16 protein-coding genes are annotated in these 12815 nt (G+C 65.1%); 3 read left to right on the forward strand and 13 right to left on the reverse strand.

Annotation, left to right across the window (positions count from 1 at the left end; translation table 11 throughout):
• Positions 1 to 6 precede the first annotated feature (6 nt).
• From flgI to motA, 13 genes are all read right to left on the reverse strand, one after another.
• Positions 7 to 1119, reverse strand: coding sequence for a flagellar basal body P-ring protein FlgI (gene flgI / locus HUW53_RS08555; RefSeq protein ID WP_237345334.1), 1113 nt, complete (start codon positions 1117 to 1119; stop codon positions 7 to 9).
• Entirely contained in the window at positions 1116 to 1700 is a 585-nt protein-coding gene (gene flgA, locus HUW53_RS08560; RefSeq protein WP_237345335.1) for a flagellar basal body P-ring formation chaperone FlgA, read from the reverse strand. The genes flgI and flgA overlap by 4 nt, the downstream gene beginning before the upstream one ends.
• The gene (gene flgG / locus HUW53_RS08565) at positions 1700 to 2488 is read right to left on the reverse strand and encodes a flagellar basal-body rod protein FlgG (protein WP_237345336.1); all 789 of its coding nucleotides are present in this window, start codon (positions 2486 to 2488) and stop codon (positions 1700 to 1702) included. The genes flgA and flgG overlap by 1 nt, the downstream gene beginning before the upstream one ends.
• Positions 2489 to 2506: 18 nt before the next feature.
• The gene (gene fliE, locus HUW53_RS08570; protein WP_237345337.1) at positions 2507 to 2848 is read right to left on the reverse strand and encodes a flagellar hook-basal body complex protein FliE; all 342 of its coding nucleotides are present in this window, start codon (positions 2846 to 2848) and stop codon (positions 2507 to 2509) included.
• Entirely contained in the window at positions 2845 to 3264 is a 420-nt protein-coding gene (gene flgC, locus HUW53_RS08575) for a flagellar basal body rod protein FlgC (protein ID WP_237345419.1), read from the reverse strand. The genes fliE and flgC overlap by 4 nt, the downstream gene beginning before the upstream one ends.
• A gap of 5 nt (positions 3265 to 3269) precedes the next feature.
• Positions 3270 to 3647 (reverse strand): flagellar basal body rod protein FlgB, encoded by a 378-nt coding sequence (gene flgB, locus HUW53_RS08580; protein WP_237345338.1) that lies wholly within the window; start codon positions 3645 to 3647, stop codon positions 3270 to 3272.
• Positions 3648 to 3783: 136 nt separating this feature from the next.
• Positions 3784 to 4239 (reverse strand): hypothetical protein, encoded by a 456-nt coding sequence (locus HUW53_RS08585; protein WP_237345339.1) that lies wholly within the window; start codon positions 4237 to 4239, stop codon positions 3784 to 3786.
• Complete coding sequence (gene flhB / locus HUW53_RS08590; RefSeq protein WP_237345340.1) at positions 4226 to 5302, reverse strand: flagellar biosynthesis protein FlhB; 1077 nt, start codon at positions 5300 to 5302, stop codon at positions 4226 to 4228. The genes HUW53_RS08585 and flhB overlap by 14 nt, the downstream gene beginning before the upstream one ends.
• A 340-nt stretch (positions 5303 to 5642) precedes the next feature.
• Positions 5643 to 6668, reverse strand: coding sequence for a flagellar motor switch protein FliG (locus HUW53_RS08595; protein WP_237345341.1), 1026 nt, complete (start codon positions 6666 to 6668; stop codon positions 5643 to 5645).
• A gap of 13 nt (positions 6669 to 6681) precedes the next feature.
• A complete protein-coding gene (fliN, locus tag HUW53_RS08600; protein ID WP_237345342.1) occupies positions 6682 to 7035 on the reverse strand; it encodes a flagellar motor switch protein FliN in 354 nt (117 codons plus the stop codon).
• A gap of 31 nt (positions 7036 to 7066) precedes the next feature.
• A complete protein-coding gene (locus HUW53_RS08605) occupies positions 7067 to 7363 on the reverse strand; it encodes a hypothetical protein (RefSeq protein WP_237345343.1) in 297 nt (98 codons plus the stop codon).
• Entirely contained in the window at positions 7344 to 8270 is a 927-nt protein-coding gene (locus tag HUW53_RS08610; RefSeq protein ID WP_237345344.1) for a flagellar motor switch protein FliM, read from the reverse strand. The genes HUW53_RS08605 and HUW53_RS08610 overlap by 20 nt, the downstream gene beginning before the upstream one ends.
• 3 nt (positions 8271 to 8273) lie before the next feature.
• Complete coding sequence (gene motA, locus HUW53_RS08615; protein WP_237345345.1) at positions 8274 to 9164, reverse strand: flagellar motor stator protein MotA; 891 nt, start codon at positions 9162 to 9164, stop codon at positions 8274 to 8276.
• A 221-nt stretch (positions 9165 to 9385) separates the two neighbouring features.
• Here motA and flgF point away from each other — a divergent pair, with 221 nt between their 5' ends.
• The 3 genes from flgF (at position 9386) to HUW53_RS08630 (ending at position 12808) form a co-directional block, all read left to right on the forward strand.
• On the forward strand, positions 9386 to 10111 hold the full coding sequence (gene flgF / locus HUW53_RS08620) for a flagellar basal-body rod protein FlgF (protein ID WP_237345346.1): 726 nt from the start codon (positions 9386 to 9388) through the stop codon (positions 10109 to 10111).
• A 60-nt stretch (positions 10112 to 10171) separates the two neighbouring features.
• Positions 10172 to 11494: a flagellar protein export ATPase FliI gene (fliI, locus tag HUW53_RS08625; RefSeq protein ID WP_237345347.1), complete on the forward strand. Its 1323-nt coding sequence runs from the start codon at positions 10172 to 10174 to the stop codon at positions 11492 to 11494.
• Between the two features lie 87 nt (positions 11495 to 11581).
• Positions 11582 to 12808: a flagellar hook protein FlgE gene (locus HUW53_RS08630; protein ID WP_237345348.1), complete on the forward strand. Its 1227-nt coding sequence runs from the start codon at positions 11582 to 11584 to the stop codon at positions 12806 to 12808.
• Positions 12809 to 12815 lie beyond the last annotated feature (7 nt).

The raw sequence follows: 12815 nt of genomic DNA on the forward strand, positions 1-12815 counted from the left end.
GGCGCATTACTGGAACACAAGCTCGGCCTGAAGGGCCCCAGAGGTCTTCACCGCCTGGAGAATGGAGATGATGTCCGTGGGCTTGAGGCCAAAACGATTGAGCCCGTTGACCAGGGACTGGAGGCTCGTTCCGCGCACGATGCCGATGGGCCCGCCACTCTCCTCCGCCGCGATGTCGGTGCGTGGCACCACCACCGTCTCACCGAAGCTGTAGGGCATGGGCTGGGAGACCTCGGGGGTCTCGGTCACCTGAACGGTCAGGTTGCCCTGGGTGACGGCGAAGGTGGAAACCTGCACATTGCGGCCGATGACCACCGTTCCCGTGCGCTGGTCCACCACCACCCGCGCCGGCGTGTCGGGCTCGACCTGGAGGTCGCCGATCTCGGCGAGGAAACGCGCCGGATTCACGCGCTCGGGTCGCTGCACCACCACGGTGCGCAGGTCGATCTCGCGCGCGAGACGCTTGCCGTAGCGGGCCTGGGTATAGGCGTTGACCACGTCGGCAATGGCGGCGGCGGTGCGGAAATCCGGGTTGGTGAGGTCGAGGTAGAACTCCGGAAGCTCGCTGAGGCGACCGGGAACCTGCTTTTCCACCAAAGCGCCGTTGGCGATCCGGCCGGCGGTGGGCACGCCCTGGCTCAAGGTCTCCGCCTGTCCCGTGATCTGGATGCCCGAAACGAGCTGGCCCTGCGCGACCGCATAGACGATGCCGTCGGCGCCGTTGAGGGGGGTGACGAGCAGGGTGCCGCCGCGCAGCGAGGTGGCGTCGCCGAGGGAGGCGATGGTGACGTCGATGCGTGTGCCGATGGCCGCGAAGGCGGGCAGGTTTGCGGTGACGGCCACAGCCGCCACGTTCTTCGCGCGGAGCGCGATGCCCTGCACGTTGATGCCCATGCGATCGAGCATGGACTGCATCGCCTGCTCGGTAAACGGCGAATTGCGCAACGTGTCGCCGGTGCCTTGCAGGCCGATCACCAGCCCGTAGCCCACCAGCAGGTTGTCGCGCACGCCCTGAATCGAGGAGATATCCTTGATGCGCGTCATGGCATGTGCAGGCTGCGCTGCGAAGCCGCACAGGCCGGCGAGAATGACAATGGCGAGACGCAGCAAGACAGTCATCTCATCTTGATCCTGACGGAACCATCGGCCTGGACCTCGCCGATGATGATCTGGCCACTGTCGATGTTCTTGAGCCGGACGATGGCGCCGGCGGAGCCCGATTCCAGTGGGGTCGCGTAACCGGAGATATGGAGGCCACCTTCCTTCAGAATCACGCGGGCGGTGACACCCTTGGTCACCATGATGGCGTCCGTGACGGAACTCATGGAGATGGGAACACCCGCCGGCAACACCCGACGCGCCACCTTGCCCGCCAGCGCATCGGCGCGCGGGGCGTACATGCCGCTTTCAACCACGTTGCGTGGCGCGGGCCGGTCGGTCAGGACCGCCGGGGTCAGTGCATCGCCGGGATAAAGGGTCACGCTGGGAACCGGCAGGGTCAGGTTGAGCTGGGCGGCGGAAGTTTCCGCTCCGGCGCTCAAACCCGGTGCGGATGGCGCGCCGGCATGCTGGTCGCCTTGCGCGCTCCGCTCCGCCTCCGCCTGCGTCGCGAGCGCCGAGATGCTCTGCGCCCGCCCGGCTCCACAGCCGAGGGCGAGGGCCATGGCGAGGCAGGGCAGGAAGGCGGTGCGCGCGCGCATCAGCGGATGCCCGTGGAGACGATCTTCGACATTTCGTCGGCGGCCTGGATCACCTTCGAGTTCATCTCGTAGGCGCGCTGGGCCTGGATCAGGTTGGTGATCTCCTTCACCGGATCGACGTTGGAGCTTTCCAGATAGCCCTGCGTGATGGCACCGAAGCCGACATCGCCGGCGACCCCTTCCACCGGCTGACCGGATGCGGGCGTCTCGCGGTAGAGATTGTCGCCGAGCGGCTCAAGGCCGGAATCGTTGGCGAAGGTCGCCAGCTGAAACTGGCCGATGAGCTGCGGCGCGGTCTGATTCGAAAGCTGGGCATAGACCTGCCCGGATTCGTTTATGACGATGCTGCTGGCATTGGTGGGCAGCGTCATCGCCGGGTTCACCGTGTAGCCATCCGCCGTCACCAGCTGACCGGTGGAGCTGCGGTTGAAGCTGCCGGCGCGGGTGTAGAGCGTCTCGCCGTTCGGGCTCGTAACCTCGAACCAACCGTGCCCGTTGATGGCCACGTCGAGCGGGTTGGAGGTCTGCGACAGCTCACCCTGGATATGCAGGTTGCGGATGCCGATGGTGCGCACGCCGAGACCGACGAGAGCGCCCTCGGGCACCGGCTCGGCGCCGTCCTGGTTCGGCACGCCGCGGGCGCGCTCGGCCTGGTAGAGCAGGTCGGTGAACTCAGCGCGGGCCCGCTTGAAGCCGGTGGTGCTGATATTCGCGATGTTGTTCGCGATCACCTCGACGTTCGTCTGCTGGGCCGACATGCCGGTGGCGGCGATGGCAAGCGCTCTCATGATGGCTCCCTCGAGACGTCAGATGGTCATCCGGCTGATTTCTTGATAGGCGGCGACGACCTTGTCGCGCACCGAGATCGCGGTCTGCAGGCTCTGTTCCGCGTTCATCACGGCTTCAACCACCTGCTGAACCGAGGCGCGGCCGTTGATGCCCATGATCGAGGTCGCCTCGCTGGTCTTCAGCGTGTCCACGGTGTCGGACGACATGCGTGCGAGCATGGTGGAAAAATCCGTGCCGTCCACGCCGGAGGTTCCCTGCGCGCCACCGGTCGCAGCGGTCTCCATCTGCGTATTGCTGCGGCTGAGCGACACGCCACCCGTCGAGGTGCTGGAAGTCGAGAAGTTGACGGAGCTGATCATGACGACGTCCTCAGCAGGTCGATGGTCATGGCGACCATGGACCGGGCTTGCTTGATCATCTGAAGATTGGCCTCGTAAGTGCGGCTGGCTTCCCGCATGTCAGCCATTTCCACGAGCGGGTTCACGTTCGGCATCATCACCCGGCCCTTCTCGTCGGCGGCCGGATTGCCTGGTTCGTACTCGGTGCGGAACGGCGTGCTGTCGACGCCGGTGTTCTTCACACGAACCCGCGAGACGCCCATGGCGCGGTCCAGCTCCGCCGTGAACTGGACGGTCTTGCGGGCATAAGGCTCCGCGCCGGGCGTGGAGCCGGTGGAACTGGCGTTCGCGATGTTTTCCGCAACGATCCGCATGCGCGTGGACTGGGCTTCGAGCCCGCTGCCGGCAATGCGCGTTGCGGCTTTGAGGGGATCGATCACGGTCATTTGAGGCTCGCGAGGATCATGCGGTTGAAGGTGCGGACGATGGTGGTGTCGAGGGTGAAGGATGAATTCACCTCGTTCGCTTTCATCATCTCCTGCTCGATGCTCACGGAATTGCCGGAATTGTTGACGCCCCAGGCATCCTTGGCCGAAAGCGTACGGGTCGGCACGTCCACCGACGGCGCCGCGAGATGGCTCTCGGAGGTGCGGGCGACGTTCAGTTGTGTCTGATTGAGCACGGCATCGAACGCTGCCGCATCCACCGCCTTGTAGCCGGGTGTATTGGCGTTCGCGATGTTGCCCGCGATGGCGGCTTGGCGCACCGACGCCCATTGCGAATGGCGGGATGCAAGGCCGAACAGGTAGAGAGGCTGCATGGCGATCTCCGCGAAGCGACTCCCGGCGCGTTCTGCATGGACAATCTCGGCGGATCACCCCGTTACAGGCAAATGCCGCGAGTTCATCTTCGCCTTCTACCGGGTGAGGCTTGCTTGAAGCTGATGATCGCGATCCCTAGGTCGGCGCGCGGGAATCCTCGAGGGCCGCGCGCAGCAGGGCGAGGCTTTCCTCGTGGCTGGTGCAGTGTGCGCGGAAATCGATGCCGTCGATCGCAACGCCGACCGAGGTGGCTTCGAAGACCAGCTTGAAATAGACCGAGAGCGTCGTGTGATGAAACTCCAGGTCGAGGCTGACGGTCGGCGGACGGCCCCAATCGGATTGGGTTATGGCATGTCGCCCATAACGCAGCGCGCCGGGTTTCAGCGTCAACTCCGCCGACGAATCGACGATGTCTTCGATATTGCTGGCTTGCCCGGCGTTGATATAGCCGATGAGCAGGCCGGCTTCGGTGAAGAACAGTTCGGCGATCACGCCACGCAGTGCTGTGGCGAGGAGCGTCTCGAAGGCTTGCGCCTCCAGCTCGGTATTGCCGTCTAGAGGCAAAAAGTGTCGGTGGCTATTTGGGACCATTGGAGCGTTTCGAATATATGAAGTGAAGGACCTGGGCCACTGGACGGTAAAATTCACGCGGAATCCATTGGTCCACTTCGACGGCGTCATACATGGCCCGGGCGAGGGCGCGGTCTTCCACCACCGGGATGGCGTTGTGTTCCGCGATTTCTCTGATCTTCAGGGCCACAAGATCAAGGCCTTTTGCAAGAACGAACGGTGCGCCACCGAGGTCGCGGTCGTACTTCAGGGCGATGGCATAGTGGGTGGGATTGGCGATGACCACGGTGGCTTTCGGCACCGCCGTCATCATCCGGTGGCGGGCGCGCTGGCGGGCGACGGCGCGCATGCGGGCCTTCACGAACGGATCGCCTTCCGCCTGCTTGACCTCGTCCTTCACTTCCTGGCGGCTCATGCGCAGCTCGGTCTTCCAGTGCACCCGCGACCACACCAGGTCGGCGCCCACCAGGACGATGGTGGCCACGCACACCGCGGAAACCAGACGCATGGCGAGTTGCAGCACTGCCGCCGGCAGCAGCAGAGGATCCGTGAGCATGGCATCCACAAGCCGATGCTCTTCCCAATAGAGTACAAGGCCGGCAACGAGGCCCACGGCGAACAGCTTGAACAGAGCCTTGCCGAATTCGATCTGTCCTTGAATGCCGAACAGCCGCTTGAAGCCGGAAGCGGGCGACACCCGATCCCATTTCGGGGAGATGCGTTCAGCCACCATCGAGGGGACATTCTGGAACACGGCCGCCACCAGACCGGCCATGGCGAGAATGATGATCATCGGCGTCAGGAAACGTCCGGCGACCAGCATGGTGTCCCAGAGCAGGTCGATCGCGTCGCTGCCGTATTCCAGACGGAACCCGCCGGGGTCGTCGATCAGCCTGGCGAGATCGTCGGTCAGAAGGCGCGCCGGCGCGGCCACGAAAAAGGTCAGGCAGGCGAGCACGCCGAGCAGCGAGGCGAACAACGTCGCCTCCCGGGAGAACGGCACATTGCCCTTCTCCAGGGCGTCGGAGATCTTCTTCTCCGAAGCGTCCTCGGTTTTACTCTCCTTGTCCTGTTCCTCTGCCATGACCCCCCATCCCGTTTAACCGCCGTCCGTCGTCTCGCCCGATCCCATGGCACATGCGCCGCACATGCGCCGCGTGTCGCGCCGTGCTGCGCCGCCGCACCAGAACGCCGAACGACGCCATGGCCGTGCGCCCGGCCGTGGAGCCGGGCCGGTCTTGCCGGAGCGGGTCGATATAGGGACACCGCTCCAAAACGCGCGCCTCAATCTCCTGTTCCCGCCGGTGCCAGCCGGATGTCCCTGCCCCGCCCGTTGGCCACCTGCGTCCGCATCGGCTCGCCGCAGGTCTTGTGCTCAGACAATTTCCGCGCGCGGAGCCCGCGCCGTTTTGTGTGGAACGTCTCTAACGCACATAAGAATCTTCGTCGCTGTCGCTGTTGAGCTCGATCTCGCCTCGGCCGGCCATGTCGAGGGCGAGGTCGGTGATGGTGCGACGCGCCTCGGTGACCTCGCGGGTCGGCACCGGCTCGCCGCTCGCCATCTCCTGCTCCACCATGCGACGGATGCGGGCGCCGAGAGACTGCAGGATCATCTCCCGGAAGTCGCGGTCGGTTCCCTTCAGGGCCAGCACCAGCTTGTCGGTGGGGACCTGGTCGAACAGCGAGGTGCGGGCGCGCGGCGTGAGCTTGACGATGTCGTCGAAGGTGAAGAGCAGGCCCTTCAGGATCTCGGCGGACTTCGGCCGGGTATGCGCCAGGCTCGACAGCACGATCTCCATGTCGTCGCGATCCATCTTGTTGATGATGTCGGCCATGCGGGCATGGGGATCGGCGCCGGCGTTGCGCGAGAAGTTCATCATGAAATCCTCGTACACGGTCCGTTCGATCACCTGCATGGTCGCGTCGACAATGGGCTTGAAGGTGAGCATGCGGCGCAGGATGCCGTTTCGCCGTTCCTCGGGAATGAAGCTCATCACCTTGGCGGCGCAGGCCGGACGCACCTTCGAGAGCATCAGGGCGGCGGTCTGCGGATGCTCCTTGGCGATGTAGGTGGCGAGGATGCTCTCCGACACCGTCGAGATGCGCTCCCAAATGGAGTGGTTCGCCGTGCCGAGCAACTCGGCCATGATATCGGCGATCTGTTCCGGGGGCAGGACGCCGCTCAGCAGCCGCTCCACGTCCGATGCCGTGCCCATCAGGCTGGCGCCCGATGCGAACTGGGCCGCGAAATCCTCGACGATCGCCTCGATTTGCGTGGGTGTGACGGATTTCAGCTGCGCCATCGAGCGCGTGATGAGCTTGATCTCGTCCGGATCGAAATGCTTCAGCAGACGGTTCGCCGTCGGCGGGCCCATGGTCATGAGGACCGCGGCCACCTTGTCGGTCCCGTGCAAGGGGCGCGATTTCCCCGGAGTCGGCGTCGTCGCCATGGACCTGTCTCCGTCAGGCTTCGTCGGTGCCGCCCGGGCCGACGATCTCCGTCAGGGAGACGCCGAAGCGCGAGCTGTCGTCCTCGACCACCATCACTTCGCCGCGGGCGATGATGCGTCCGTTCACCACCACGTCCACCGGCTCGCCCACCCGATGGTCGAGCGGCACCACGGCGCCGCGGCCGAGCTTCAGGAGGCTGGAAACCGGCATGGTCGCGGAACCCAGCACCACCTGGAGCTGAACCGGAATGCGCTTGACCGCATCGAGGCCGCGGCCGCCGAGGGTCTCGTCGGGCTCGGTTCCGGGAGCTGAGGAGAGCAGCACTTCGTCGAGGTCTGCGGCGTTCTTGTTGTCGGTGTCGGCCATGGCGTCCTCTGGAGCAGAAGGGAGGATGTTATCAGTGCTGCTTCACTTTCGCGCCGGGGATCCCGGCACGGGCATCGAGCTCGGCGATAACGCCATGGGCGTCTTCGATGCGGCTCGACAGCTTGGTCAGCACCTCGCGTCCGTCGCTGCTGAAGGTTTGAAGGGAATCGCGCGCCGCGGTCAGCGCCTTGGCCGCGTCCTCCAGCGCCCGGCCGTAGTCGGCGTTCAGCCGGTCCAGCCGCGACAGCCGCCGATAGAGCATGACCACGCACACCGTCGTGGCAACCAGCGCAGCGAGCAGCAGAATATCAACGGGGTAGGATATCATCGATGAAGTCCTGATTCTGGCTGATCTGTTCGTCGAGACGCACCACATAGGCGCCGTCCGACTGGCCGAGACGGCACCAGAAAAGGGGCTGGGCGGCGCTTTCGAGCTTCACGCGGCTGGTGGGCGTGGCGTTGAGCTTGAGCACCTGGCCGACCTTGAATTCCGACACCTCGCCAAGGGTCATCTCGCGCTCCTCCAGGATGGCGCGCAGTTTAACCTCGGTTCGGTTGATCTCCTGGCGGATCTTCTGCGCCCACTGCACGTCGCGATTGCCGGTCTCCGCCACGTTGGTGTGCGCCAGCGCGCGCCGCAGAGGCGTTAGCGCCGTCTGCGGGATCAGCACGAACATTTCGCCGCCGCGGTTCAGAGCTTGGAGCAGGAATTTCGCCACCACCGCCATGTTGTTGCGCCGGCCGATAACCGCGAAGTCCATGCGCGTTTCCTGGCGCTCGAACTGGAAGGTGGTGTCGCTCACCAGGGCGAACGACGTCCCGAGCGCCTTCGCCATCTGTTCGAACAGCATCTGGGCCACCCGGCCTTCGATATTGGTGAAGCTGCGCTCGTCCTCCACCGGCGGCTCAGAGCCGTCGGAGCCGAACAGCACTTCCACCATGCTGAAGATGAAATCCCGGTCGAAGCCGACGATCAGCTGGCTGTCCCACGACGGGGCCCGGAAAATGCCGGCGATGGCCATGCCCTCATAAGCCTCCAGAACCTCGCCGATGCGACCGTTCTCGATGCTGAGGAAGGAATAATAGGCCTGGGAGGCGGCGAACTGGCGCAACCCGTCGGCGCAGGCGGTGGCCATGCGGTCGAACAGCACATGCAGCATGGGCAGCCGGTCGAGGGACAGACCGGCCGCATCCAGCAGCATGTCACGGATGTCTTGATGCTTGTGGGGTGTCATGGATCAGGCCGCCTGCTGCACGGCACCACCGGCGGAGGTGGGCGCGGCATGAATCGCTTCGCTTTCCACCTCGTCGATGGTGGGCCGCTCCGCTGCGGAAATGGTCTTGCGCCCGTGCTCCAGCGCGATGGGGGGAAGCGCACCGTTCATGAAGGCGATCAGGGTCTGCTTGACGATGATGAAGGGTTGGCACTGCTTCTCCCGCGTCGTCTTGATCTTGGAGGCGAGCGGCGAAATGATCGCGTACGAGGAATAGATGCCGAGGAAGGTGCCGATGAGCGCGGAGCCGATGTAATGGCCCAGAACCTCCGGTGACTGATCGATGGCGCCCATGGCCTTGACGATGCCGAGCACCGCGGCGCAGATGCCGAGCGCCGGCAGCGCCTCCGCCACCGTGTTCATGGCGGCGGCGGGCTTGGTCTTGTGCTTCTTGATGGTGGAGATCTCCTGCTCCATCAGGCCTTCGATCTCATGGGACTTGGCGTTGCCGATCAGGATCAGCCGCGCGTAGTCGCAAACGTACTGGGTCAGTTCCTTGTCCTTCAGGATGGTGGGGAACTGGCCGAACAGCGCGGAGTTCTGCGGGTCGTCGATGTGCACTTCCACTTCGTTGCGCGGCTTTTGGCGCATGTCGCGCATCAAGGCGTACAGCAGGCTGAGCAGGGCGAGGAAGTCCTTGCGCTTCGGCGCCACCCCAGTCGCCGCCTGCATGATCGCGCTGCCCGTGTCCTTGATGACCGACATGGGGTTGGCGATGATGAAGGTGGAAAAGGCGATGCCGCCGATGATGACGTATTCGAACGGCTGCCAGACCACGCTCAGATGGCCGCCCATGGCGACGAAGCCGCCGAACGTGGCGCCGAGGCCGAGGATGATTCCGATAATGACCGCCAAGGCGCAGTTCTCTCTCTCATAGAGGTGTTGGCCACACGGATAGTTGAGCAGGATTGCGCGAGGCTGAAGTCCGAGCCGGCGCAACGCCGATCTCTCGAGCGCCGAGGCCGGGGTCCGCGCTTCACCACGCGCCGGGCAGGTTCGCACAAGCCTCGGTCGGGCATGATGCGAGCGTGCAGGATGTGTCCTGCCCATCCTCTGGCGAACCCACTGGAGCGGATGTGTCGTCCAACCTTTACGTGGCCCTTTCGGCTCAAATGGCGGCGGATAAGCGACTGACCACGGTCGCCAACAACATCGCCAACATGAACACGCCGGGCTTCCGTGCCGAGCAGGTGCGCTTCTCCGAGCTGTTGTCGGAAACGGCAGGGGACAAGACGTCCTATGTGTCGGAGGGCGAGACCTTCACGGCGCTGCGGCCGGGGCCGATCACGCAGACCGGGAATCCGCTGGACCTCGCGGTCGAGGGGGAGGGCTGGTTCGCCGTGCGTACCGACAAGGGGGTCGGCTATACGCGCGATGGCCGCATGCAGATGACCACCGAGGGCGCGTTGCAGAACATGAGCGGCCTGCCCATGCTGGACGCGGGTGGCGCGCCGCTGATGGTCGATCCCAATGGCGGCGCGTTGCGGGTGGGTACGGATGGCTCCCTGTATCAGCAGGGGCGGGTGGTTGGGCGGGTCGGCGTTTACACCATGGGCACCGGCAGCACGCTCACCCGGTATAACGGCTCGACGATGATGACGGATCAGCCACCGGCGCTGGTCCAGGAATTCACGCGCAACAAGGTCCTGCAGGGCTATTCTGAAGGCTCGAACGTGGATCCGGTGATGGAGATGACGCGCCTCATCTCCCTGCAGCGCGCGTTCGAGCAGGCGGCCAATGCCGTCTCGCAGAACGAGGATATGACCACGAGCGCGATCCGCCAGCTCGGGCCCTCCAGCTGATCGGGCGAGGCCCTTGGGAATGCGCCACGGGCGCATATGTGGGGAGGGTTGAGGTAACGCATGAACGCACTTGAGCGTTTGGCTGCGGTGGTGGAAGCGGGCCTGGAGGATTGCCCCCCGGCCCGGGTGGGTGGGCTCGTGCGTCAGGTGGCGCCGACCTATTTCGAAGTTTCCGGCCTCTCGCATGCGCTGCGGCTCGGGGAGCGCGTCGGGGTTGAGGGTGAACGGGGCGTGCGGCTCGGCGAGGTGGTGCGCATCGACGGCGCGGCCGCCGTGGTGAAGCCCTATGATGGCCAAATGCAGGTGGGGCTCGGCGAGCGCGCGTTCCGCGTGGGTCCGCTGCAGCTTCATCCGAGTGCGTTGTGGAAGGGGCGTGTCATCAATGCCCTCGGCCAGCCGCTGGACGGCCAGGGGCCGGTGCCCCGCGGGCCGCAGCCGATGCCGCTGGATCGGGATCCCCCGCCCGCCATGGCGCGGTCGCGGGTGGAGAAGCCGCTGCGCACGGGGGTGCGGGTGGTGGATATCTTCACGCCCCTGTGCCAGGGGCAGCGCATGGGCATCTTCGCGGGGTCCGGCGTCGGCAAGTCCACATTGTTGTCCATGTTCGCCGGCTGCACCGGCTTTGATACCGTCGTGGTGGCGCTGGTGGGCGAGCGTGGGCGCGAGGTGCGGGAATTTCTGGAAGGCCCGCTTGCGCCCAATCGCGGGCGCGCGGTGGTGGTGGTCTCCACGTCCGACGAGAGCCCGATGTTGCGCCGCATGGCGCCGCAAGCCGCGCTGGCGATCGCCGAGCATTTCCGCGATGCGGGTGAAAGCGTGCTGCTGATCGTGGATTCGGTCACGCGCTATGCCCATGCCGCCCGTGACGTGGCGCTTGCCGCGGGCGAGCCGGCGGTGGCGCGCGGCTACGCGCCGAGCGTGTTCTCCACTTTGCCGAAGCTGCTGGAGCGGGCGGGGCCCGGCGAGGAGGGCAGGGGCTCCATCACCGGCATCTTCTCGGTGCTGGTGGATGGCGACGACCACAACGACCCGGTGGCGGACGCCATTCGCGGCACCCTCGACGGCCACATCGTGCTCGACCGGGCCATCGCCGACCAGGGGCGCTTTCCGGCGGTGAACGTGCTGCGCTCGGTGTCGCGCCTGTCGGGTTCGGTGTGGAGCGAGAGCGAGCGGGAGCTGGTGCGGCGGTTGCGGGCCATGATCGCCCGGTTCGAGGACACGCGCGACCTCCGGTTGATGGGCGGCTACCAGGCGGGGAGCGATCCCGAGCTCGATCAGGCGATCGCGGCGGTGCCGCGCATCTACGATGCGCTGCGGCAGGTGCCCGGAATGCCGCCGAGCCGCGATCCTTTCGCTGACCTTGCGGCGGCGCTGCGGGCCTGATTCCGGCAGCTTCGCACAAGCCATTTACGGTTAAGTGTGGCACCATCGGCCGTATGGAGCGGCCACTGCCCTCGGGAGCCAAGCGAGATGAGCCTTTACGGTATGATGCGCACGAGCGTGTCGGGCATGAACGCGCAGGCGAACCTCCTCAGTACGGTTGGTGACAATATCGCGAACGCGAGCACCACCGGCTACAAGGCGGCAAGCGCCGATTTCTCCTCGGTGATGCTCCAGTCGGAGACCTCGAGCGGCGGCGACTATCAGTCCGGCGCGGTCAAGACGTCGATCAGCTACGGTGTCTCCACGCAGGGGACGCTCAACTACACCAGCAAGACCACCACCGACCTTGCGATCCAGGGCAACGGCTTCTTCCTGGTCACCGACGCTTCCGGCTCGAGCGCGCTCACCCGCGCCGGCGACTTCACGCAGGATGCCTCGACGGGCAATCTGGTCAACGGCGCCGGCTATAATTTGATGGGCTATGCTATCGGCTCCGACGGCACGGTCGACACCACCAGCTTGGTGCCGGTCAATATCGACAATGCGACGGTCACCTCGGCGGTGTCCACGAGCGCGACCTTCTCCGCGGCTCTGCCCTCCACCGCGACCTCTTCGGATGATCCGCTGACCACGTCACTGACCGCCTATGATGCGCTTGGGTCGGAGCGGACGGTGACGCTCAGCATGACGAAGAATGCGACGGCGACGACGGCCGGCACCACCGAATGGACGGTGGAGGCGACAGGCGATATCAATCCGACGCCGGCGACCTTTACTTTGATTTTCGATAGTTCGGGTAACCTGACGAATGCCGATGCCGCCAGCGCGTTTAGCGTAGGCGTGACGAACTCCCAAGATTCGACCGTCACCAGCCCGTTGACGATTGATCTGTCCGGCATGAAGCAAAAGGACATGGACTACACCGTCCTGACGTCGGATATCGACGGCAGCGCGGCGTCGGTGCTCTCCGATATCTCCATCGACACCGACGGCACCGTCTATGCGGTGAACGACGACGGCGACCAGTTCGCCATCTTCAAGATCCCGCTCGGCTATGTGACGAGCCCGGACAATCTCACCCCGATCACGGGCAATGCCTACACTGCGAATCAGGAGTCCGGCTCGCTGCAGATCGGGACTGCCGATTCGGGCGGCCTGGGGAGCATCGTTTCGGGCGCGACCGAAGGGTCAACGGTGGATACGGCGAGCGAGCTCACCACCATGATCGTCTCGCAGCGTGACTACACCGCCAATTCCAAGGTGTTCCAGACCGGCACCGAGCTTCTCGACGTTCTCATGAACCTCAAGCGCTGATCGGCGA

Origin of the sequence: Xanthobacter agilis, assembly GCF_021730435.1 — a bacterium.
Lineage (GTDB): Bacteria > Pseudomonadota > Alphaproteobacteria > Rhizobiales > Xanthobacteraceae > Xanthobacter > Xanthobacter agilis.

Excerpts from the sequence above, each read along its gene's own strand:
- flgI (WP_237345334.1), bottom strand. The coding sequence starts at position 1,119 with ATGACTGTCTTGCTGCGTCTCGCCATTGTCATTCTCGCCGGCCTGTGC.
- flgA (WP_237345335.1), bottom strand. The coding sequence starts at position 1,700 with ATGCGCGCGCGCACCGCCTTCCTGCCCTGCCTCGCCATGGCCCTCGCC.
- flgG (WP_237345336.1), bottom strand. The coding sequence starts at position 2,488 with ATGAGAGCGCTTGCCATCGCCGCCACCGGCATGTCGGCCCAGCAGACG.
- fliE (WP_237345337.1), bottom strand. The coding sequence starts at position 2,848 with ATGATCAGCTCCGTCAACTTCTCGACTTCCAGCACCTCGACGGGTGGC.
- flgB (WP_237345338.1), bottom strand. The coding sequence starts at position 3,647 with ATGCAGCCTCTCTACCTGTTCGGCCTTGCATCCCGCCATTCGCAATGG.
- HUW53_RS08585 (WP_237345339.1), bottom strand. The coding sequence starts at position 4,239 with ATGGTCCCAAATAGCCACCGACACTTTTTGCCTCTAGACGGCAATACC.
- flhB (WP_237345340.1), bottom strand. The coding sequence starts at position 5,302 with ATGGCAGAGGAACAGGACAAGGAGAGTAAAACCGAGGACGCTTCGGAG.
- HUW53_RS08595 (WP_237345341.1), bottom strand. The coding sequence starts at position 6,668 with ATGGCGACGACGCCGACTCCGGGGAAATCGCGCCCCTTGCACGGGACC.
- fliN (WP_237345342.1), bottom strand. The coding sequence starts at position 7,035 with ATGGCCGACACCGACAACAAGAACGCCGCAGACCTCGACGAAGTGCTG.
- HUW53_RS08605 (WP_237345343.1), bottom strand. The coding sequence starts at position 7,363 with ATGATATCCTACCCCGTTGATATTCTGCTGCTCGCTGCGCTGGTTGCC.
- HUW53_RS08610 (WP_237345344.1), bottom strand. The coding sequence starts at position 8,270 with ATGACACCCCACAAGCATCAAGACATCCGTGACATGCTGCTGGATGCG.
- fliI (WP_237345347.1), top strand. The coding sequence starts at position 10,172 with ATGAACGCACTTGAGCGTTTGGCTGCGGTGGTGGAAGCGGGCCTGGAG.
- HUW53_RS08630 (WP_237345348.1), top strand. The coding sequence starts at position 11,582 with ATGAGCCTTTACGGTATGATGCGCACGAGCGTGTCGGGCATGAACGCG.